The organism is Pseudovibrio sp. Ad13 (assembly GCF_001623225.1).
In the GTDB taxonomy this organism is placed as follows: Bacteria; Pseudomonadota; Alphaproteobacteria; order Rhizobiales; family Stappiaceae; genus Pseudovibrio.
In genome coordinates, this window is record NZ_LMCC01000034.1 from 243,010 (window position 1) to 264,406 (window position 21,397).

Below are 21,397 nucleotides of genomic sequence, written 5' to 3' on the forward strand. Positions count from 1 at the left end.
AGTGGGTTTCCCAATGAAACCGGGAGGATCAGGCAGTTCAGGTGAAACCGGGATTGGGATCCGGTTAGGGAACAAAGCTGCCTGATCCTTTGGAGACCTATCGGTCTGGACTGTTAGTTCTTGATTTTTTCAAGAATGGACTGACCCCAGTCAGCGCCAACATCGTTCAGGATCTGTGGCCATACGTCTGCGCGTACTTTCTTGGCCGCTGCTGCCAGCTCATCGTCAGAGAGATTGACGATGGTTGCGCCGTAGTCTGCCAGTTTCTGCTCAAACGCACCCTGATCGGACTCTGCTTTAGCCCAACGCTTGGCTTCAAACTCTTTTGCTGCTTCTACGAGAGCTTTGCGGGAGCTTTCATCAAGGCCTTCAAAACGTTCGGAGTTGATGATCAGGTACCAGACTTCGAAGTGCGTGTTGACTGGGATGTAGGTCTTCGCAACATCACGGAAAGAGGCGTAATAACCTTCAGCACCGGAGCCCACGACGCCGTCAACAACACCGGTCTGAACAGCGGTGAAGGCTTCGGAGAATGGGATTGGGGAGCTGATATAACCCAGAGCATCTGCTGTCAGCTGGAAGCTTTTGATACCAGGCACACGAACTTTGATGCCTTTGTCAGCGTTCGGATCGCCAGGAGCCACCGCATCACGGTTCAGCGCGATACCGCCGAAGTACACTGGATAGGCCGCCAGCATGGTGATGTCCTGTTTGGCGTAAAGCTCTTTCATTGCGTCGTGGATCGCGCCACCCGGACCGTAGATTTTTTGCGCCTGCTCCCAGTTTTCAGCCACATATGGGAAGGCACTGATTTGCATTTTACGCTCAACAGCGGTTGCTGCTGGCTGTACGGCCATGTCGATCGCACCAACAGAAATTCGCTCCTGTACGGTGGTGTAGTCACCCAGTGCGCTTGCCGCGAAGATCTTCATCTTCAGATCGCCATTGGTTGCTTTCTTCAGTTCTTCAGCAAGGTCTTTCACTTCCAGATCAACAGTTGCGCCTTGCGGGCGGATATGGCTGATCTTCAGCGTTTTGGCGTGTGCGACGGATGCTGCACTTACACCACCAATGATGGTTGCCAGCGCAAGGGTCGTTTTCAATGCCTTCAAAATCATAGTTCACCTCTGTGTTTTGTTTTCAATCGCAACTGAGGTTGCTGTTATCGGAGCTGCTCCCACAGCTCGCTTTGGGCTCTTGTCTGGTGATGGGGTCAGTAACCAAAGAGCCGGGGAATGAAGAGAGACAGGTCTGCCCAGAAGGAGGTCAGGAACACCACTGGCAGATAGCCAAAGAGGATCAGGATCATGGCCGGGCGGATCACTTGCGTGACTGGCACTTTGCCGATGCGTGCGCCCAGATAAAGGATCGAAGCGTATGGAGGGGTCACACCGCCCATAGCTGTGTTGACGCCCATGATCGCTGCGAACTGGATCGGGCTGATGCCAATGGCTTCCATGAGCGGCAGCAGCAGCGGCGCAATCAGGATGATCGCGGTCACGTCATTCACCACCATGCCCACAAGGAACAGCAGGATGTTGATGAGGATCAGCAGCAGTACCTTGTTCTCCGTAATGGAGAAGATTGCTTCCACCAGTTCCTGCGGTACACTTTCCAGCACGAACATCTGAGAGAGGATCATGGAGAACAGGATCATCAGCATGATCGCGCCAACGGAGGTTGCTGCCTCTTTACCTGCCCCGAGGAATGTTTTGGCATCCAGTCCGCGGTAGATAAGGAAACCGACAGGGATCGCGTAAATCACTGCAACAGCAGCAGCTTCTGTCGGGGTCATGATGCCGCCGTAGATGCCGCCGAGGATGATAACTGGCATGAGAAGTGCTGGAGTTGCCTTGAACCCGCGGTGGCTGGCTTCCTGCACAAATGCTTTGCCGCGTGGGCGGTCTTCCAACTTCAGGTCAAACTTGCGGGCCAGGCGCAGGTTTACAACGGAGAAGCTGGACATGATCAGCAGGCCCGGGCCAAGCGTTGCGAGGAAGCAGGCGAGGATAGACGTGTCAGTTACCCAGCCGTAGACGATCATGGTCACGCTTGGTGGGATCAGCAGGCCAAGCAAGGAAGCGTTGGCGATGAGCGCAGTTGCATAGGCACGCGGGTAGCCCTGCTTTTCCATCTCAGGAATGAGGAGTGGACCAATAGCGGCCACGCCAGTCAGGCCAGAGCCGGAAATCGCACCGATCAACGCACAGCTGACGGTTGCCACAACGCCCAGACCGCCACGTAAATGGCCGATGAAGATGTTGACGAAGTTGAGCAAACTGGCAGCAATACCGCTGACGCTCATAATCGTGCCCGCCAGAACAAACAGCGGAATAGCAAGCAGAACAGGGTTGCCGAGCTGTTGGAAGCCCCAAAGCATGTTGCCCTTCATGATGACGTCACCAGCGAAGTACATGGTCATTAGGCCCGCGCCAAAGCAGTAAGGCAGCGGTACGCCAAGAGTGAGCAGAATTACGAGAACTGCAACGGAAAGAAGTGCGATCTCAACCATATCAGGCCAGCTCCTCTTTTGGGGATTCTGTGGTGGTTGGGAGCGGCTCAGGGAACGTCCCTGTCAAAACCTGATGGATGTGTCGGCCCAGCTGAATTGCGGTGAACACCATCATCAGGACAAGGCCGGTGATCAGCGATATGTCCACGTAAAAAGTCGGGATGTAGAGGGTCGGGCTTTCGCGCCACACACGCATAGAATATTTGGTGAAATCCCATGCCCAGTAGGTGAGCCAACAACCAATCGCGAGGCTTAATGCTTCCCCAATGAGGGCGAGCACGGCCACTTGCTTTGGTGTTTTAAGGAAGATTTCCAGAACATTGGCACGGATATGACTGTTCTCGCGGGAGGCATTAACTGCGCCCACCATGTAGAGCCACATTGTTGGATAGAGCAGACTTTCTTCCAGCCCCAAAACTGGAATCTCAAGCAGGTATCGCGTGATCACCTGTACAAATTGGCCCAGTGCAACAAGGCATATCAGCCCCGTCAGCAGCAGGCTCATTAAGCGATCCATCAGCAATCCTCCCTAAGTAGATGTCCGCAGCGCTGTTCGGGGAAGATTTCGATTTTGACCTATAAAATCAAAGTGATTTAATCTATTAAGGTATAGGAAAAAGTTATGAGGTTGGTAATTGCCTCACAATAACAGGTGGTTACATGAACCTAAGTTTTCGACAGTTGCAGGCATTTCGTGAAGTAATGCGAACAGGCTCTATCTCCGAAGCAGCACGTACCTTGGGCCGAACGCAACCTGCGGTAAGTTCTCTCATTGCGAACCTTGAGCAGGAGCTCGGGATCGAACTGTTTGAACGTCAGCGCGGTAAACTGATCCGCAAACCGGAAGCGCAGTTCTTCTTGGGGGAAGCGGAAGCTATTCTGGACCGTCTGGCCCGTTCCACCCGCACCATGCGCGAGATCGGCTCTTTGCAACAAGGACGGCTCAATGTGGCGTTCATGCCTGCGTCTTCTCAGGTGCTCATTCCGCAACTGATCTCAGAGTTTGTGCATGACAAGCCGGAGGTGAAGGTTTCGCTGATGATGCGCGGGTCTAACGTGATTGAAGAGTGGGTCGCCTCTCAGCAATATGATGTGGGACTGGCAGAAACTCCCGCTCCCAACAGTGCGCTGATCACGCATGATTTCCTGCTCAATTGCATTTGTGCTTTGCGCAGCGATGATCCATTGGCACGCAAGGAGATTATTGAAGCGAAAGACCTTTCGGGCAAGCCATTGGCGACACTGCCAGAGATGCATCCAAATTGCGTTTCCACGCGGATGGCATTTGATGAGCAGAAAGCGGTGTTCAATCAACGCTTCGAGTTACGCAACTTCCTCCCTGCACTGAAGCTGGTGGAAGATGGCTTGTGCTATTGCATTTGTGATCCGATGACGGCGGACGGTTATCTGAACACGGCACGCGAACACAGCTCGCTCGTTTTCCGCCCGTTTGCACCCAAGGTGGTGCTGGCGATCTCCATTTTGCTGCCGTCCCAACGTCCGGCGTCTGCATTGGCAGATGCGTTCAGCGAGAAGCTGCTGAGCGCAGTTACGGAGATTGAAAGGAAGCAATGGGGAGATTTTTATGGGGGTCCACAATAGTAGCGAGAGGTAGTGCGTATTCCCGAGATTAGGGCCAGATAAGTTTCGGGAATACGCAGTAACGGGAGAGTTTGCTCACCCGCTATTCGATATAATCAGTTCGCTCGTACGGCGCTTTGCAGCTTCTGGATCTGCTCTTGCAGTTCAGCGATCTTCTGTTCTTTTTCTTCCAGAGCGGATTTGACCCAATCGGCGTCGATGCGCACTGGAATGTGCTGCGGGCAGTTGGCATCCCATGCATTAACACTGAAGATAATTGCTTGCTCTGGCGCTGCACGATAGGGTTGATCGTAGTCCATCAGCTGTTCAATCAAGCCCGGGTCATCCTCAATGACCTTAGCTGTGCCCCAGATCTTGATCCGCGTCTTCTGCACGTAATCGATCAGAAAAATGAAGGCCTTGGAATTATCCTCCAGATTTCCCTGGCTGATGTACTGACGGTTGCCGCGAAAATCCGCAAATCCTAGGTGGCGATTGTCCAGCACCTTAAGGAACCCGGTTGGTCCTCCGCGATGCTGAATATAGGGTTGGCCATCAGCATTGGACGTTGCCAGAAAGAAGCTGCGCTGATCGGCAATGTACCGCGCCAACTCTTCTGTCACTTCGTTTTTCCAACCACCGCCCTCTTCCATGCTGGCATAGCCACGACGGGAGCCTTTGCGGCTCTGGATGGCTTTCACTGTGGGAGTGAAGGCAATATCACTGGAATACATGGGGTTTCCTCCAGTTACAGACCTAGATCACTCAGGCTTGCATGATCATCAGGGCGGCGACCCAGCGGCCAATGGAACTTGCGGTCCTCTGGTGTGATTGGATGCTCGTTGATGCTTGCAATCCGGCGCTTCATGAGGCCGTCCTCTGCAAACTCCCAGTTTTCATTGCCGTAGGCTCTGAACCACTGTCCGGAGTCGTCATGATACTCGTAGGCAAAGCGAACCGCGATCCGGGCTCCCTCAAAGGCCCATAGCTCTTTAATAAGGCGGTAATCGAGCTCTCGGGTCCATTTGCGAGTGAGCAACTGCTCAATCTCAGGGCGTCCAGTTACAAATTCTGCTCTGTTCCGCCATTGGCAGCCTGGCGTGTAGGCCAGAGCTACCTTTTGCGGATCTCTAGAGTTCCAGCCATCTTCCGCCGCACGGATTTTGATGTTGGCTGTTTCCCGTGTGAATGGAGGGAGTGGTGGTCTGGTCATGACGATCTCCGGAAGGGTGGCAGGTGGATTGGGCTCCACCCGCCCGTGGTGTTAGGCAAGTTCTTTAACAGCAGGGAAGTCAACTTCGGTTCCCAAAACTTCGTTCATGTAGTTGGTCAGCGTGTTCAGAGCGACATGGCCAACAATTTCAACGAGTTCCGCATCAGAATAACCAGCGTCGCGTACAGCCCGCACCTGCGCATCAGAAACCTTTCCGCGGTTTTTGACGATTGCGACGGCAAACTCGACGGCAACGGCTGCTTTCGCATCTTCAGAACTGCCGCGGCGGTTCTTGGCAATTTCATCTGCAGAGAGTTTGGCAAGGTTGGATGCAAGGTAAGTATGCGCGGAGAGGCAGTAGTTACAGCCATTCTGCTCGCCAACGGCCAATGCGAGACGCTCACGAGTAGCGGCTGGCAGTGTTCCTTTGCCGAGCGCACCGTTCAAACCGAGGTAACCTTCCAGCGCCTGCGGGCTGTTGGCAACAATTCGGAACAGATTTGGCACCGAGCCGAGCTGAGAGTTGACGGCCTGAAGGGAAGTCTGGGAGCCCTGAGGAGCTGCCTCAATGGAAGATGGGGTAGGAATGCGTGACATTATTTTATCTCCATATTTTTGAAATCGGATGATGGTCTTCATGTAACCAATGTTTGAAAGGAAATAATTGGGCTTCTGTGCAATTCACTATTACACTCAGCGCAATAAATGAGCGTGATTGTGGGATTGAAATGGATAAGCTCGAAACAATGCAGGTGTTTGTAGAAGTGGCTGAACGGGAAAGCTTCGTGGAAGCCAGCAAAAAGCTTGGCCTTTCAGCTCCTGCGGTAACGCGCTCTATTGCCCGGCTGGAGCAATCTCTCGGAACAAGATTATTCAACCGAACCACGCGCCACGTCCGACTGACGGATGCAGGCAGGCACTATCTTTGCGATGTAAAAGGCATTCTGGAGAGTGTCGAACAGGCAGAAGCGTTTGTAAGTGGTAGTTATGCCAAGCCAATCGGCGAGCTTTCCATCACAGCGCCCATACTGTTTGGGCAGAAGTACATCATCCCTCTGATCACAGAGTACCTCGACCTCTACCCCGAAGTGACTGCCAATGCCGAGTTCTACGATCGGATCGTCAATATGGTGGAAGATAATCTGGACGTGGCGTTCCGTATCGGACATCTGCAGGATTCCGGGCTTTATGCGACCCGCGTGGGTAGCATCCGCCGCGTGATTTGTGCTTCACCAACGTATTTTAGTGAGCACGGCACCCCGCAAACACCTTCAGACCTTGCCGAGCACAAGATCATCCAGCCGACATCGGTTGAAACGAGCAACCATTGGAAGTTTGCTGGAGAGAAGGCCGAGGTGGTGAAGATCAATCCGCATTTGCGCTGTAACCACAATTGCGCTGCTATTCAGGCAGCGACAGGTGGGGCTGGTATTACCCGATTGCTATCCTATCAGGTGGCGAAAGACGTTTCGAACGGTGTGCTTCAGCTGGCGCTGGAGGATTATGAGCCTGAGCCGCTTCCAGTCCACATCGTTTATATGGAAGGCCGCCGTGCCAGCGCTAAAGTGCGTTCCTTTGTGGACTTCGCTGCTGAGCGCTTGCGAGGCAATCCGTTTATCGGTGACTGATACCTAAAAAGTGAAACGCCCGGAATGTTCACATGGTATCCGGGCGCCTCTCATTTATTTAAGCATCTTCCAGCTCTGCTTGCTGATTGAAGTTTGGCGGCCTCTTTTCAAGGAAGGCGGCCATACCCTCTTTCTGGGCAGGAGAGCCAAACAAGGCATGGTACACCTGTCGTTCAAAGCGGATACCATTTTCCAACGAGTTTTCATCCGCCGCATTCACGCAGGCCCGTGCCATCATGGTGATGTCTCGCGCATATCCCGCTATGGTTTTTGCGGTCTCATTCGCAACGGTCATCAGCTCGTCAGCAGGGATCTTTCGGCTGATGAGACCCATGTCATATGCCTCTTGCGCATCAATCATGCGGCCCGTGAGGATGAGATCCATAGCGCGTGCTTTACCAACCAACTTAGTCAGACGCTGAGACCCACCAATGCCTGGAATACAGCCGATCTTCACTTCTGGCTGGCCAAACTTAGCCGTGTCTGACGCCAAAATGATATCGCACATCATGGCGACCTCACAGCCGCCGCCTAAGGCATAGCCGGAGACCGCTGCAATCTTCGGGATGCGAAGCGCTGCAAAACGATCCCATCCGGTGAAGAAGTTGCTGGCGTACATGCTGGCATAATCCTGCACGTTAAGCTCTGCGATATCAGCACCAGCTGCAAAGGCTCGCTCATTACCAGTCAGAATTAGGCAGCCGATGGCAGGATCTGCATCATACTTAGTGGCAGCGTCCAGCACCTCTTCCAAAACCTGAGAGTTAAGCGCATTCAGAGCCTTTGGGCGATTGAAGCGAATGGTCGCAACGCGCCCTTCGACGGATGTTTCAATAGTTTCATACATGATCAGCTATCCCAAATTGCGCCATACGCAGGAATGCCGAGGCTTTCCATATCATGAACGAGTTTACGGGTCAGTTTCTGGTTGGAAATGACGATGACAGCCTCAGCTCCACTCTCCTCAACCGCTTTCAGAGTTAATGCGGTCAGATCAGGCTTTCCTTGAGAATCCGTATCCCAGATCACCGGGTTCTCAGTGCTTGCCTCAATCTCGTCAACGAAAGCATCGCCATAGGTTTTACGAGGGTTGCGTGTGGACCAAATCACCTTGTTGGGTACGTCACCTGCGAGCAGATGCGGCACGATTGGGCCAATACCAGAACCTGTACCAACGTAAACGACCTTCTTGAACAATACTTCGATACGCGCAACACCAGAGGTGGTGATGCCCTTCACCCAGACATGGCTTGGCGGGTTTTCAATGAAGTCTCCGGTCCAATCCCCTGCCCGACTGATAGCGAGACGATACCCTGTCTCTTTCGGAGACGGGATATTGGCAAACGCGTGATATTCGCCAAATGGGGTGTGACTGATTGCGTTTGAGCTGCCCGGGAACGGCGTGTCGCCATAATCGAACTTTGCCAAAACAGCATGGTTAGAAGGCTTTACCACATCCACTTTGACACGCTTAAGTGACAGCCATGGTGAGACGATGGAAAGTGTGATGAGGCAGAGCATCCAGAATGCTGGGGTTTCCATTAAAATGCCACCAGTATCCTGCGTGATAGAAACAGTCTGTGCCCAAAACAGGCCAAGCACTGTCCAACCAACAAAACGGTGCACCTTCTCAAAGGTGTTATGATGGCGCGCGCGGAAACCTCCTTGTGCCGTGACGATCAGCAGGACCATCAACGAGACCATCGCCCCGCTGAGAGCAAGCGTTTGATCTGATGGAAGCGCAGCCCCTTCAATGCGGTTTGCCACCATGGCGAAAAGCAGAAAGCCAAACCAGATTGTGCCGGACACCGTGCTGCTGGAATGAAGGCCGCCAAAATGAAACACTTTGCCAGCGCCCCAACGAAGCCAGAGCGGCCAGCTGGTTGGAATGCGGGTTGCCAGCCAGAACAAGGCGTTAACCACCCGTTGCTGCCGGATCAGGATGCCAAGAGACAGGTTGATCAGCGCCATATCTGCAATAGCACCAAGAGCAAAGCCGGTTTCTGCAAACCAGCGTCCCTCCTGTAAACCAGCGATGAAAACTGCGATGTTGACTACGGCGACCAGCATCACCAGTCGGTTGTATTCCATCAAGGATGGATGGCGCGTAATACGTCGCCAGTTGTAACTGCGTGTTTCGGCCGTTGTTGCTTCAATAGTCATTAATTTAACTCCACACCCTGAGCGTCAATATGGTCTTGTGCCAGCTTCAAAAGCAGGCGCTTGTCCAACTTCCCGCGTGGTGTGCGAGGCAACTCATCCATGGAAAGGATCAGTGTTGGACTACAATAATAAGGAAGTTTGTCTTTCACGGACTGCGCCGCGGTGTTGGTGCACACATTTGCCGGGCTGATGAAGGCCACCAGATTACGGCTGTCGAACTTGAGCGTGACCGCCTGATCACAGCCTTCCGTGGCTTCCAATGTGTTGGAAACGCCATCCAGCTCCACACGGAACCCGCGAATTTTCACCAGATCATCAACCCGCCCAAAGTGCTCCAGCTCACCTGTGTTGGTCCAGCGACCAAGGTCTTTGGTACGGAACATCATGTGACCGGGACGGAATGGGTCAGGTCGATAACGGTCAAGCGTAAGCTCGGGATTGGCAAGGTATCCAGCAGTTACACAATCACCACCAGCCCACATTTCGCCCTTCTCGCCGATGGCAACGGGGCGCAGGTTTTCATCCAGAACATAAACCGTGTTGTTAGGCGTCGGACGTCCAATGGATAGGATTTCCTTTCCCGGATAATGCGGTTCGGCTGTATTGATGATGGTGGTTTCTGTTGGTCCGCAAGAATTGTAGAATCGGCAGAAGCTACTCCAAGTGTCTGCAAGAGGTCTTGGGCATGGTTCTCCCGCAACAGCAGCAGTTTGCACCTGCTGGCAACGGCTGTGATCAAGCGAGTTCAGGATTGACGGTGTTGCAATCAGCACGTCCACCTTTTCGGCTGTTTCTTGAATGCTTTTGCCGCGAATAACCAGCGTAGCGCCGTTTGAAACAGCACCAAGAGTTTCCCAAGCCGCCATATCAAATGCGATCGAAAGAATTTGACCCACCCGCAACCCCGGACGCATGCCAAGATCACCGGGGCTGGTTTGCAAAATGTTGCATAGGTTCTTGTGGGTGACCTGAACGCCATTCGGGACGCCTGTAGTGCCAGAGGTGAACAGGATCATGCACAGATCGTCCGGCTGTGCTTTATGTTGTTCGCCCTCTAGTGGCGTGGCCGGCAGAGTTTCATCCTCGGTCACATCTTCAATCGCGATGAGAGTTTGGCCCTCTGCCACGGGCACCTGATCTTTAAGGCTGCGCAGTGTTAGAATGACTTGGGCACCGGTCACTGCTGCGATGTGGTTCAATGCCTTTTCAGGAGCGACACCTACATGCTGCGGAATATAGGCAGCACCTACGCGAAGAGCCGCGACGATGCCGACCAGCATTGGAATAGAACGGTGCAGGTACAGACAAACGGCGTCCCCTCTCTTTACGCCGTGCTGTGCCAAGGTGTGAGCGAGCCGGTTTGCGGCGTCATTCAGCTCACCGTAGCTGATCTCCTGATCTTGATACTCAGCTGCGACGGCATTTGGCTGCGCAGCCATAAAGTGGTTCATTGCAGAAATGATAGTTGGAAAGCGTGGAGCGGTTTCTGGTCCCCACCCAAAATCCAGAAAACGTTCCTGATCAAAATCGCACAATGCCGACAGAAGTGGATTGCGTGGTGCAACTCCTGTCAGTTTTGGCATGGCCGGAAACACTGGCCGAATGTCATTTAGATAATCTGCAGCAATATCCCGCATGGCGAGTCCCTCTTATGGTGATAATCACTCATTCTAAGTAATGGGAAAATTTCCCATTTGAGTATAACAAGTGTTCAACAAGCAGTAACGAATTCGTAGGATGAAAAATTCTGGTGTAATGATTAGAGAATTGGACAGCACAGGAAACGGAAATGAGTCCCGAGCAAACAGACCCTTTTGAGACCGCCCTCACAGCGCTTCTTGCCCCATTGGCAAAAGCGATGGTGGCGCGTGGCGTCACAATCGGGCCAGCGACCGAGGCACTGAAACGGGCCCTGCTCCAGGCCGCTATTGAGGAAAATCCCGGTAAGACAACTGATAGCCGCGTCAGCCTTAAGACCGGCATTCACCGTAAGGATGTCAAACGGTTACGATCTGATGAAAACGGCAGTTCTCTCAAGAAATCCGTCAATGCGACGGCCCTTGCGATCAGTTATTGGGCAACGGCTCCAGAGTTTCAAAGCGCAGAAGGAACGCCCCGGAATTTGCCGCGGCAAGGCAGCGAAAAGGAGCCTGGCTTTGACGAGCTGGTTCGCCTCACACGTGCTGATATGGCGCCGGGAACTGTTCTTGAGGCTCTCATTGAGCAGGGTGTCGTTACGGAATTAGATGACGGATTTTATCGTTTATTGACTCACGCCCTTTTGCCCGCACCTGGAAGTGCCGAACAAGTTGCCGCCTATCAGGCGACACTTTCGACGCACCTTTCGGCCGCTACCCACAACTTAATTGCCCCTCAGGGAGAAGCTCTCAATTTTGATCGAATCCTGCGTTATTCGCATTTGTCAGAGGAGTCAGTGGAGACTCTGAACAGGTTGACGCAAGAGAAGGCCCAGATGCTTTTGGAAGAAGTCAACGCTCTGGCACGGGAGATGCAAATGAATGATGCGGAACAGACCGCCAATGGCCGTTTTGCCTTTGGGGCCTACGTCCTTCCAAAAAAAAAGCCAAAATCAGATGAGGCTGCTGCGTAATGGTTTGGAGGCACACACTTTCCGCTTTGATAGCATCCACTTTTCTGATCGCTCCAGCAGCAGGCCACGCAGAAGAAGAGCGTGAAGGCGGTATTTTGGGGACAGGCATTGTCGGCACGATTACGCGTCTCGGCAGTATTATCGTAAATGATCAACGCATCACCTTCCCTCCGGATCTGCCAGTCAAGAATGAGCTTGGCCCTCTGACGGCCTCGCAATTGGTACCGGGAGACACGGTTGCTGTTGTAGCAGCCTTGGCTGGCTCAAACTGGGAAGCGCAGAGTATCCGCAGAATTGTGCCGATTATCGGTCCTGTTTCTGAAGTGAATTCGAATGAGACAGGCAGAACCTTTGAGATTATGGGAACGTTCGTTCACGTACCAGTGGCCATCGCGACCACGGTGAAACAAGGGGACTGGGTAGCGATCAGCGGTCTGTGGCAAGATGAAGATGTGGTTGCAACACGCGTTGAGGTGGTTCCACCCCGCCAGTCCGCAGTCATCATCGGCAGCAATCTTTCTGTTGGCGCAAGCAATGTTCCACAGATCGGTAACACGTTGATTGCAGGCATTATTCCGCAACACGTTCAGTCCGGTGATGTTATCCGTGTCATAGGGATACCTGAAGCTGGCAGCATCCGCGCGACGTCATTAGAGGCTGGGATCTTTGATGGAAAAGTCGGGTTGGTTCAGGCCGAAGGCTACTTGTCTCCGCCAAACTCGACCGGTCTTTACACCTTGCTCGGCTCCGGCATGGTGGCCTTCACAGACCAACCAGACATGATCGACGAAACAGCCAAGGTTGTTGTGTGTGGGTATGATGGCGAGCTTGGAAGTGACCCGACCAAGGCAGCAGATCCTGAATTACTGGAGAAGCTTGGCTGTCAGTAGCTGTCTCGGGAACGAGCGGTAAGTGACCATGCGTTCCTGACAAATATCATATACTTGCGTATATCTACCACATATAGTTGTAATTGAATAAATATACAGTCACAAGCTCTTTGCTTCTTTCGTTCATTTTGCCTAGATGATTTGAAAGTTGGAGCAGTGACAACTGAATTTGGTGGGAATTGAGATGATTAAGTATTTAGCTGGAGCGGCATTTTTAATTGCTGGTCTAAGTGCTGCGGCAGCCGAAACGCATTCAGGCGACGTTCGTGCAAACCGCTCAACGATTTTAAACAGACACGTCTATTACAATGCTCAGTTGTGCAGCTCTGGTCCAATTGCTCAGGTGAAACTGAAGAAAGAACCAAAGCATGGGACTGTAAAAATTGTCAGAAGTGTTTGGACACCTAAAAAGGGCAAATGCAAAGGTAAGAAGTTTAAAGGCGTAGACGTAATCTATACGCCGAAAAGAGGATATCGCGGACCAGATGAGTTCTCGACCAAGTACTCCATGCCAAGATACACAAACCGTAGTACGCTGAATTACCTTCATGATACGTATAAGGTCAAAGTTAAGTAATCTCGGCGGCATAAAGCCAAATTTAAACCCCGGAACGTTCCTCACGTTCCGGGGTTTATCGTTTTTATCAAGAAACCAAACTAGCTGATTTTACCCAGTAGGTTGTCCATGGAGCTCTTCGCATCGCCGTAATACATGCGGGAGTTCTCTTTGTAGAACAGTGGGTTCTCGATGCCGGAGTAACCGGTGCCCTGACCACGTTTGGAGATGAACACGTGCTTGGCTTTCCAAACTTCCAGAACTGGCATGCCAGCGATTGGTGAGTTTGGATCTTCCTGAGCAGCCGGGTTCACGATGTCGTTGGCGCCAATGATGATGACAACATCCGTATCAGGGAAGTCATCGTTGATCTCATCCATTTCCAGAACGATATCGTAAGGCACTTTCGCTTCAGCGAGCAGCACGTTCATGTGGCCTGGCAGACGGCCTGCAACTGGATGGATTGCGAAGCGGACGTTTTTGCCTTTGGCACGCAGACGCTTGGTCAGCTCAGAAACAGATTGCTGTGCCTGAGCAACGGCCATGCCGTAACCTGGTACAATCACAACGCTATCTGCATCATTGAGTGTTTCAGCCACGAAGTCCGTATCAGTTGCAACCATCTCGCCTTCGATTTCCTGCGCTGGACCAGTAGTGGTGCCAAAACCGCCAAGAATAACAGAGACAAAGTGACGGTTCATCGCCTTACACATGATGTAAGAGAGGATCGCACCGGAAGAACCAACCAGAGCACCAGTCACGATCAGCAGGTCGTTGCCAAGCAAGAAGCCTGTCGCCGCTGCTGCCCAACCGGAGTAGGAGTTCAGCATGGAAACAACAACGGGCATGTCCGCGCCGCCGATGGCCATAACCATGTGCCAACCGATGAAGAAGGCGATCAGGGTCATTAGGTAGAGCGTCCAGGAACCTGCGTGGTTCATGTACATGAACATCAGGATCACTGCGAGAATGAGCAAGCCTGCGTTGAGAGCATGACGACCCGGCAGCAGAAGTGCCTTACCGCCGATCTTTCCTGCAAGTTTGCCATAAGCGACAATGGAGCCGGTGAAGGTGATAGCACCGATGAAGACGCCGATGAAGATTTCAGCTTCATGGATAACCAGCTCCGCGCCTGCCAAACCTGCTGGTGGAGCGATATCAGAGTTGATGCCGATGAACACAGCAGCCAGACCCACGAAGGAGTGCAGAGCAGCCACAAGCTGCGGCATGCCAGTCATTTCAACGCGTTGAGCCACAATCACGCCGGCAGTGGAGCCAACAGTTACAGTCACAAGTAACATGATCAAAACGGCTGGGCTTGTAAGATCAACACCAGGGCCAAATACTGTTGCAAGAACAGCCAGTGCCATACCGACGATGCCAAACCAAACAGCGCGTTTTGCGCTTTCCTGATTGGACAGACCGCCCAGAGACAGGATGAAGAGTACGGTTGCCGCAATATAAGCGGCGGTTTGAAGTCCAATAGACATAATGCTTCCCTCCCCCGCTTAAGACTTGTTGAACATCTGGAGCATACGGCGCGTGACCATAAACCCGCCGACGATGTTGACCGATGCAATCAGCACCGAGATGCCTGCGAGGAACCAGACGATCCAGCTGCCGGAGCCAAGCTGCAACACGGCGCCCAAAATGATGATGCCGGAGATTGCGTTGGTCACAGCCATAAGCGGTGTATGCAGGGAGTGAGCCACACCCCAGATGACCTGGAAGCCAACAAACACTGCGAGGACAAACACGATGAAGTGTTGCATAAAGCTTTCAGGCGCATAGGCACCTATCAACGCCATAACAGCACCACCACCAATCAGAAGACCGAGCTGTTTGCGACCGGCAGCTTTGGCCGCCGCAGCCTCTTCAACCGCGAGTTCCTCAGGGGTTTTCTCAGGTGCCTTTGGCTTTTGGGCAGCGATTGCAGCAATCTTCGGCTTAGGCGGCGGGAAGGTGATTTCCCCGTCTTTAGTTGCCGTTGCACCGCGGATAACATCGTCTTCCATGTTGATATTGGCCTGACCGTCCTTCTCAGGGGTCAGATCAAACATCATATGGCGAATGTTGGTTGCGTACAGCGTGGAGGACTGCGTTGCCATGCGGGATGGGAAGTCAGTGTAGCCGATCACGGTGACGCCGTTGTCGGTTACGATCTTCTCGTCCATCTTGGTCAGTTTACAGTTGCCGCCTTTTTCAGCAGCAAGGTCAACAATCACAGAACCCGGCTTCATGGACTGGACCATGTCTTCGGTCCAGAGCTCAGGCGCATCGCGGCCCGGGATCAGCGCTGTGGTGATGACGATGTCAACATCTGGTGCCAATTCGCGGAATTTTGCCAGCTGCGCTTCGCGGAATTCTGGAGAAGAAACAGAGGCATAGCCACCAGTGGAGGCGCCGTCCTGCTGCTCTTCCTCAAAGTCCAGATAAACGAATTCAGCGCCCATGGATTCGACCTGCTCAGCCACTTCCGGGCGAACGTCGAACGCAAGGGTGATCGCGCCAAGAGAGGTTGAGGCGCCAATTGCGGCAAGACCAGCAACGCCAGCGCCGATGACGAGCACTTTGGCTGGTGGCACTTTACCGGCAGCGGTGATCTGGCCGGTGAAGAAGCGTGGGAAGTTGTTGCCAGCTTCCATAACAGCGCGGTAACCAGCGATGTTGGCCATGGATGACAGAGCATCCATCTTCTGTGCGCGCGAGATACGCGGCACCATATCCATCGCCAGCACGTTGACCTTTTTATCGGCAAACTGCTGAAGCAGCTCACCATTTTGCGCTGGCCAGAAGAAGCTGATGAGGGTTTGTCCCTCGTGTGTCAGTTCCAGTTCAGATGCTTCGGGCGGACGGACTTTGATAACAATATCTGCGGTTTCCCAGAGCGTTTTTGCATCTGCGATAACCTTTACGCCAGCATCTTTATAATCTGTGTCAGAGAAGTTTGCAGCTTCACCGGCGCCGGATTCAATAGCGCACTCATATCCCAGCTTTTGCAGCTGTTGGGCGCTGTCCGGCGTCAACGCGACCCGACGTTCCCCGTCAAGGACTTCCTTGGCAGCCCCTATGATCATGTTCTAACCTCTTGCCTGTTAAATAGGTTTCCAGCAGAAATCGCTCGTTACCAACTGTTCCAATCGTTTTTTATTCTCTTTCCCAGCGTAGGCGCTGGTATCGTTTTTGTGCAATGCACCAAAGGCCCTAAACTTTACCAAACCGACCAAAGGAATCTCTTTGACCAATCTTACTCGAAAGGCAGGTTAAGCTCCTTTGCGTAAACTGCAAGTCTCTCCTAAAAACTTCGAAAATCCCTTCATCTTTAAAATGGACCTCGTTCAAATCCCAGTAGGGTAAAGCCCTATCTGAACGACAGTTGATCACCTTTACCCAAGTGTTTGAGTTCAAACTAAAGAACGAGGTGGATAAGTGAAATTGAATGAATCTCAATATAGTTCACATATATAAGAGCGAAGGTGAGTATAAACTGCATTTCACGCAGATTATCGGGGTTTATACTTGCATTTGCTCTTGGCCCGCGCAGAGGAAAACTGTGCTCAAAGTGGGATTTTAACTGAAATATATTTATATCTCAGTCTGAAGTTACAGGTAGATATACCAGCTCATCACTTCGGTGCATGCGACAACCTGACATAGAAACAGCCCCTTCAACCGTTCACGAAAACCACTTTCCACCCTTGCGTTATTCTGTGCGTTTCTTTGCGCGATTTTGCGTTTTTATGCGTTGCTATGGGAAAAGCGGCTGAAAATGGACCTTCAGGAAGGTGGCGTACCACTCCACCACGGTAGGCTCTCACCACCGTACCCTGATAGGCCGCGTTTTGCTGATGATTGCTCTTTGCATATATGCTAAGGGCGCCCTTCACCAAATTAAAACACCAACGCTACGGCGCTTCACCGCGCGGGCATAAGTTGGCTTGCTCAGGGGCATAAGACAAATCAGATGATGGATGCTTTACGGTACATCGGAATAATCGTGATTTTCGCTGGAACTATCTACTCGTTTCACAAGATCCGTCAGAGGCCAGAATACGAAGAGCTGAGAAAGCGCAATCTCGCGCGTAATCTGAATTTCGCCTTCCTGCTGCCCGCATTCTGGTACAAGAAAGAGCCTGCGCTGAAGCCCGCCTATGTTAAGCTGGCCAGGATTGGTCTTGCTCATGCGTTTGGCGCTTTTTTCGGGATATTGGGCTATTCTTATCTTCTGGATTTCGTTTACTTCTATATGACTGGCCGATTACCTTTATAATCTCTGATCTGTGACAGAACTTATCCCCCTCCTCCAAGCATGTGGCATTCTGTTTGAACGGAATGTACTCGAAGAATAGACACTCAGAGATAACTGGTTGCAGGGAGAAAACCAAGAAATGGACGTCGCGCTTTATATTGGCATCTTCCTGATCTGCATCGGCAGCCTCTTCACCTTTTACAAGATTACTCAGAAGCCCGAGTATGACCTGCTGCGAAAACACTCTTTCGGCAGAGGACCATAAGCTCGCTGCCCTCACTCTTGTTTTCTGGTGCAGGCATGATTTCACCTATAGGCGCGCTTATGTGAAACTTATCACAATTAGCATTTTATATACGGTTGGCATCCCATTTTTGATTTGGTTCTATGCAACATTGCTTGCGCTTTTAGAGCTTTATGTTAATGGCCATTAATAGACGTGGTGGATAAGAACGTTCTCTTATCGTGAATGCCATCAGCAGCCCAGCCCCAGTCCTCACGACAAAACATTCTTGATGTTATCAAACAGCCATGAGGCGGCGGGGCCCATGCGGGTGTGTTTGGGTTTGATGCATTCGACCGGGGGGCTCCAGAGCTTGTGTTCAAAGCGCAGGTTCAGTCGGGCCAGTTGGCCGGAGGCGATGGATGTGCTGACCAGATGCTCAGGCAGATAGGCCCAACCAACACCCTGGAGAACGAGCTCACGAATTGTATGAAAGCTTGTTGCGTACCAGAGCTGTGTTGAGAGCGCAGGAAACTGGTCCAGCACACTTCCTTGAGGGCTGCGTAAGAGAAGCTGTCTGTGAGAGAGCAACTCGTTTGCGCCGATTGTAGCGAGCTGGGTAAGCGGATAGCTGGGATGGCTGACTGAGACAAACGGCAGATTGCCGATGAACATCTGCTCTACCCCTTTTTGAACGGTCCCGCCGGAAAACATAAGGCCAATGTCGGCTGTACCTTGAACGATCATTCCCGGAATTTCAGGACTGACACTGGACAGTAAATCAATCCGTGTGGCTGGAAATTTCTTGCCAAACTCAATCAGGATTTTGCTTAAGGAAGGCAGCATAAGAGCATCGTCAAGCATAAGCCTCACGCTGGCCTCTTCTCCTTCAAAAATGCTGTGCGCGGCACAGGTCATGTTGTCGAGCTGCATCAGCACGGCACGGGCGTAGGTCAGCATACGCTCACCATCCCCAGTGAGTTGAGGCTTGCGGGTGGAGCGGTCGAAAAGCTCAAAACCCAGATCAAGCTCAAGATTCACAATGGCGGTGCTGACGGCTGACTGCCCTTTGCCTATCGTCCGGCCAGCAGCAGAAAAGCTACCGGTCTCTGCAGCTGCAATGAACATCTTCAATTGCTCAAGGCTCGGCACAGTCTATCCAATCTATTGATAAATTCGTTAGTTAATCATTTTGTACCATTCATCAAGTCGATTATGCAACTTGGGCTCCTCCGGCATCCAACAGGAGGGCAACCAACTTTATTTCTAAGAGAATTAGCTCATGAAAACTCTGTTGCAGATCAACGCAAGCATGCAAGAACAGGACGCTCAGTCCTCACAGCTCTCCAACACAATGGCCGATGCACTACTCTCCAGATTTGTGGGAATGCGGCACATAAAACGAGACTTTAGCAAAGACCCGATCCCCCATCTGGGTCACAGTGTTTTCCAAAGCTTCTATGATCCCAAGGCAGCTCAGACGCCAGCACAACAAGCTGGACTGGCTCAGTCTGACACCTTGATTTTGGAGCTAAAGGAAGCTGATTTCATCGTGCTTGGCGTTCCGATGTACAATCTGATGATCCCATCTACTTTGAAAGCCTGGATTGATTATGTAACGCGCGCAGGACAGACCTTTCAGTTTACTGAGAGTGGCCCGATCGGTCTTCTGGAAGGAAAGAAATGCTATATCGCGGTTACACAGGGTGGCAACTTTCTTGGCACCCCAAATGATCTGATCACCCCTTATCTGAAAGCGGTCTTGGGCCTGATAGGGATCACGGAGATCGAGTTCATTTACGCAAACGGATTGGCGATGGGACCACAAGCTGCAGAAGCAGGCCTGAGTGAAGCCCATAAGCAAATTGCCAAGATCACACAGGTCTCCGAAGCGGCCTGAACTAAAAGTGGCTGGCTTTGAGCAAAAGGAGAGGAGATCTTATTCCCCTCTCCGTTATCTATGTCACTCTGATCAGGCAGCGACTGTGGCTGTGATGAGGATTTCTACTTTGAGGCTGTCGAGGGCGAGTTTGCATTCGCCGCAGGCGCGGGCCGGTGGGTTTTCCGGGTCAACCCATGCGTCCCAAACGGAGTTCATCTCAGCAAAATCGGCAACATCATTCAGCCAGATGGTGGCTTGCAGGATGCGGGACTTGTTGGAGCCAGCGTCTTCCAGCAGTTTTTCGATGTTGGCGAGAATGGCGCGGGTCTGGTCAGCTGCGGTTTTGCCGTTGGTGTCGACCTGACCGGAAAGATGCACGATGCCGTTGTAAACGACGATCTGGCTCATGCGCGGGCCTTTGCCCAGGCGAGTAATATCAGACATGGGGAACTTCCTATGCTTTATGTAAATCGGTTTGGTGAAAGCGCTGCCACAATCTCCTCCGGGAGTTCCGAAGGACGGTTGAGGCAGAGATCTGCGGTGAGACGGGAGAGCGCCGGACTGGTTTGAATGCCGTAACCACCTTGAGCGGCGAGCCAGAAAAAGCCTTCTGCATCAGGAGCAAACCCAACAACGGGGCTGCGATCCTCAACGAAGCTGCGAAGGCCTGCCCAGCTGTGTTCCACACGGGTGACGGAGAAGTTCACAGCATTTTCAAAACGGTACAGGCCTTCGGCGAGCACCATGTCATCCACGAAGGCATCATGAGGTTCAACAGGGTCTGCATCCACGGGAGAGACGAGCAGTTTTCCCGCTTCTGGTTTGGCGTAAAAGGGTTCTGCGGCGCCCTCAAACAAAGGCCAGTTGCTGCTGTCGACACCGTCCGGCAAGGGCAAAATTGCAGCGGTCCGGCGTTTTGGGGTTAGGCCAATTGTTTTGATGCCTGCAAGTTCTGCAATCTTATCAGCCCATGCGCCTGCGGCGTTGATCAGAACAGGCGCACAAAATGAACCTTTTGGCGTGGTCACCTGCCAAAGTCCGTCTTGCCGCTCTATTTGATTGGCAGGTGCTGAAAGGACGATCTCTCCACCACGGGATTTGAAGAGGCGGGCATAGCCTTGAAACAGGCGGTCCACGTCAATGTCTAATGCGTTGGGCTCATAAAGCGCGGAGGAGACTTTATCCGGATCGAGAATTGGGACCATGGCGAGGGCTTCTTCAGCGCTGCGCGTCTCCAACCCTTCTGCGTCTTCCTCGTAGGTTTCCAGTTGATCTTCCTTGCCCTTTTCCGCCAGCATCAATAGCCCGCGCCGCGTGAGCACGGACCCCTCGCAGATGCCTTGCGGGTTCATGAGGGTCGGTTCGGAAGCGGCGTTTAAGGCGCGGATGACAGCATTGCCGTAGTTGCGAATGAAGATCGCGGCAGAGCGGCCTGTTGAGTGATGGCCGATCACATCTTCCATTTCGAGCACAATGGTTTTTGCGTTCTCTGCCAGATGAGAGGCTGCACTGATGCCAGCGATACCGCCGCCGATAATCAGGAAATTGCAATGCTGTGCCATGTCAAACCTCACAAAGATAAAAAGCAAGGCTGATATATCTAGTAAAGCGCGCGGTGATGCGAGGAAAAACCGATCTTACGCACTTTTATATTGTTCCTATAACAATATTTGGACCGCAGGTTTTCATTTGGTTGGGATGGTTTGAGATATTGGTCAGCCAATTATGAAAAGGCAAAGAACTGCCAAAAAATACGAATCTCTCTTGGTGCAGACTGGGAGCTTCTCTGAGGTTGTATGTATTTGGTCGACCTATTTGGGGTGATTTCGATCGAGAGGTGGGACATTATTTCAGATCGGCTGCCAATCAGTATAATTGAATGTAAGTTT

22 protein-coding genes are annotated in these 21,397 nt (G+C 52.2%); 7 read left to right on the top strand and 15 right to left on the bottom strand.

The annotated features are described in order from the left end of the window. Positions 1-113: 113 nt before the first annotated feature. The 3 genes from dctP to PsAD13_RS26430 all read right to left on the bottom strand — a co-directional run bounded on the left by dctP (position 114) and on the right by PsAD13_RS26430 (position 3,029). On the bottom strand, positions 114-1,118 hold the full coding sequence (gene dctP, locus PsAD13_RS26420) for a TRAP transporter substrate-binding protein DctP (protein ID WP_063287614.1): 1,005 nt from the start codon (positions 1,116-1,118) through the stop codon (positions 114-116). 95 nt (positions 1,119-1,213) lie between these two features. Further along, positions 1,214-2,512, bottom strand: a complete 1,299-nt coding sequence (locus PsAD13_RS26425) for a TRAP transporter large permease (RefSeq protein WP_057461316.1) — start codon at positions 2,510-2,512, stop codon at positions 1,214-1,216. A 1-nt stretch (position 2,513) separates the two neighbouring features. Further along, a complete protein-coding gene (locus tag PsAD13_RS26430) occupies positions 2,514-3,029 on the bottom strand; it encodes a TRAP transporter small permease subunit (protein ID WP_057461315.1) in 516 nt (171 codons plus the stop codon). A gap of 143 nt (positions 3,030-3,172) precedes the next feature. Here PsAD13_RS26430 and PsAD13_RS26435 point away from each other — a divergent pair, with 143 nt between their 5' ends. Next, the gene (locus PsAD13_RS26435; protein ID WP_063319993.1) at positions 3,173-4,114 is read left to right on the top strand and encodes a LysR substrate-binding domain-containing protein; all 942 of its coding nucleotides are present in this window, start codon (positions 3,173-3,175) and stop codon (positions 4,112-4,114) included. Positions 4,115-4,209: 95 nt separating this feature from the next. On the opposite strand, the gene PsAD13_RS26440 is transcribed toward PsAD13_RS26435, so the two are convergent. Genes PsAD13_RS26440 through PsAD13_RS26450 form a run of 3 tightly spaced genes read right to left on the bottom strand, consistent with a single transcriptional unit; the run spans position 4,210 to position 5,903 of the window. Further along, complete coding sequence (locus PsAD13_RS26440) at positions 4,210-4,827, bottom strand: pyridoxamine 5'-phosphate oxidase family protein (protein WP_063319994.1); 618 nt, start codon at positions 4,825-4,827, stop codon at positions 4,210-4,212. A 14-nt stretch (positions 4,828-4,841) separates the two neighbouring features. Continuing rightward, entirely contained in the window at positions 4,842-5,306 is a 465-nt protein-coding gene (locus tag PsAD13_RS26445; RefSeq protein ID WP_063319995.1) for a nuclear transport factor 2 family protein, read from the bottom strand. A gap of 51 nt (positions 5,307-5,357) precedes the next feature. After that, positions 5,358-5,903 (bottom strand): carboxymuconolactone decarboxylase family protein, encoded by a 546-nt coding sequence (locus tag PsAD13_RS26450; protein WP_063287619.1) that lies wholly within the window; start codon positions 5,901-5,903, stop codon positions 5,358-5,360. A 131-nt stretch (positions 5,904-6,034) separates the two neighbouring features. On the opposite strand from PsAD13_RS26450, the gene PsAD13_RS26455 reads away from it, so the two are divergent. Then, entirely contained in the window at positions 6,035-6,934 is a 900-nt protein-coding gene (locus tag PsAD13_RS26455) for a LysR family transcriptional regulator (protein WP_063319996.1), read from the top strand. Positions 6,935-6,992: 58 nt separating this feature from the next. Here PsAD13_RS26455 and PsAD13_RS26460 read toward each other — a convergent pair whose 3' ends face one another. The 3 genes from PsAD13_RS26460 to PsAD13_RS26470 are packed head-to-tail and all read right to left on the bottom strand — an operon-like array spanning position 6,993 to position 10,734. Further along, entirely contained in the window at positions 6,993-7,781 is a 789-nt protein-coding gene (locus PsAD13_RS26460; protein WP_063302950.1) for an enoyl-CoA hydratase-related protein, read from the bottom strand. 2 nt (positions 7,782-7,783) lie between these two features. After that, entirely contained in the window at positions 7,784-9,097 is a 1,314-nt protein-coding gene (locus tag PsAD13_RS26465; RefSeq protein ID WP_063298906.1) for a hypothetical protein, read from the bottom strand. Beyond that, positions 9,097-10,734, bottom strand: a complete 1,638-nt coding sequence (locus PsAD13_RS26470; protein WP_063319997.1) for an amino acid adenylation domain-containing protein — start codon at positions 10,732-10,734, stop codon at positions 9,097-9,099. The genes PsAD13_RS26465 and PsAD13_RS26470 overlap by 1 nt, the downstream gene beginning before the upstream one ends. Before the next feature lie 152 nt (positions 10,735-10,886). Between PsAD13_RS26470 and PsAD13_RS26475 the strand changes: the two genes are divergently transcribed. The 3 genes from PsAD13_RS26475 to PsAD13_RS26485 all read left to right on the top strand — a co-directional run bounded on the left by PsAD13_RS26475 (position 10,887) and on the right by PsAD13_RS26485 (position 13,175). Then, positions 10,887-11,708: a DUF6502 family protein gene (locus PsAD13_RS26475; RefSeq protein ID WP_063287624.1), complete on the top strand. Its 822-nt coding sequence runs from the start codon at positions 10,887-10,889 to the stop codon at positions 11,706-11,708. Continuing rightward, positions 11,708-12,598, top strand: a complete 891-nt coding sequence (locus PsAD13_RS26480) for a DUF5666 domain-containing protein (RefSeq protein WP_063302952.1) — start codon at positions 11,708-11,710, stop codon at positions 12,596-12,598. The genes PsAD13_RS26475 and PsAD13_RS26480 overlap by 1 nt, the downstream gene beginning before the upstream one ends. 184 nt (positions 12,599-12,782) lie before the next feature. Next, a complete protein-coding gene (locus PsAD13_RS26485) occupies positions 12,783-13,175 on the top strand; it encodes a hypothetical protein (RefSeq protein WP_063302953.1) in 393 nt (130 codons plus the stop codon). 80 nt (positions 13,176-13,255) lie between these two features. Here the strand turns inward: PsAD13_RS26485 and PsAD13_RS26490 are convergent, their stop codons facing one another. The 3 genes from PsAD13_RS26490 to PsAD13_RS27915 form a co-directional block, all read right to left on the bottom strand. Beyond that, positions 13,256-14,644 (bottom strand): NAD(P)(+) transhydrogenase (Re/Si-specific) subunit beta, encoded by a 1,389-nt coding sequence (locus PsAD13_RS26490; protein ID WP_063319998.1) that lies wholly within the window; start codon positions 14,642-14,644, stop codon positions 13,256-13,258. 18 nt (positions 14,645-14,662) lie between these two features. Continuing rightward, positions 14,663-16,231 (bottom strand): Re/Si-specific NAD(P)(+) transhydrogenase subunit alpha, encoded by a 1,569-nt coding sequence (locus PsAD13_RS26495; protein WP_057461303.1) that lies wholly within the window; start codon positions 16,229-16,231, stop codon positions 14,663-14,665. Between the two features lie 899 nt (positions 16,232-17,130). Continuing rightward, on the bottom strand, positions 17,131-17,337 hold the full coding sequence (locus PsAD13_RS27915) for a hypothetical protein (protein ID WP_193777108.1): 207 nt from the start codon (positions 17,335-17,337) through the stop codon (positions 17,131-17,133). Positions 17,338-17,542: 205 nt separating this feature from the next. On the opposite strand from PsAD13_RS27915, the gene PsAD13_RS28555 reads away from it, so the two are divergent. Next, a complete protein-coding gene (locus PsAD13_RS28555) occupies positions 17,543-17,668 on the top strand; it encodes a hypothetical protein (protein WP_275497181.1) in 126 nt (41 codons plus the stop codon). Between the two features lie 231 nt (positions 17,669-17,899). On the opposite strand, the gene PsAD13_RS26505 is transcribed toward PsAD13_RS28555, so the two are convergent. After that, positions 17,900-18,778 (bottom strand): LysR family transcriptional regulator, encoded by an 879-nt coding sequence (locus PsAD13_RS26505; protein WP_275497183.1) that lies wholly within the window; start codon positions 18,776-18,778, stop codon positions 17,900-17,902. A gap of 130 nt (positions 18,779-18,908) precedes the next feature. On the opposite strand from PsAD13_RS26505, the gene PsAD13_RS26510 reads away from it, so the two are divergent. Next, entirely contained in the window at positions 18,909-19,526 is a 618-nt protein-coding gene (locus PsAD13_RS26510) for an NAD(P)H-dependent oxidoreductase (RefSeq protein WP_063302956.1), read from the top strand. A gap of 72 nt (positions 19,527-19,598) precedes the next feature. On the opposite strand, the gene PsAD13_RS26515 is transcribed toward PsAD13_RS26510, so the two are convergent. Together PsAD13_RS26515 and PsAD13_RS26520 are read right to left on the bottom strand one after the other, a co-directional pair. After that, positions 19,599-19,952 carry a RidA family protein gene (locus PsAD13_RS26515; RefSeq protein ID WP_063320001.1) on the bottom strand — a complete coding sequence of 118 codons (354 nt, stop codon included), beginning with the start codon at positions 19,950-19,952 and terminating at the stop codon, positions 19,599-19,601. Between the two features lie 17 nt (positions 19,953-19,969). After that, positions 19,970-21,070, bottom strand: coding sequence for an FAD-binding oxidoreductase (locus PsAD13_RS26520; protein ID WP_063320002.1), 1,101 nt, complete (start codon positions 21,068-21,070; stop codon positions 19,970-19,972). Positions 21,071-21,397: the final 327 nt, after the last annotated feature.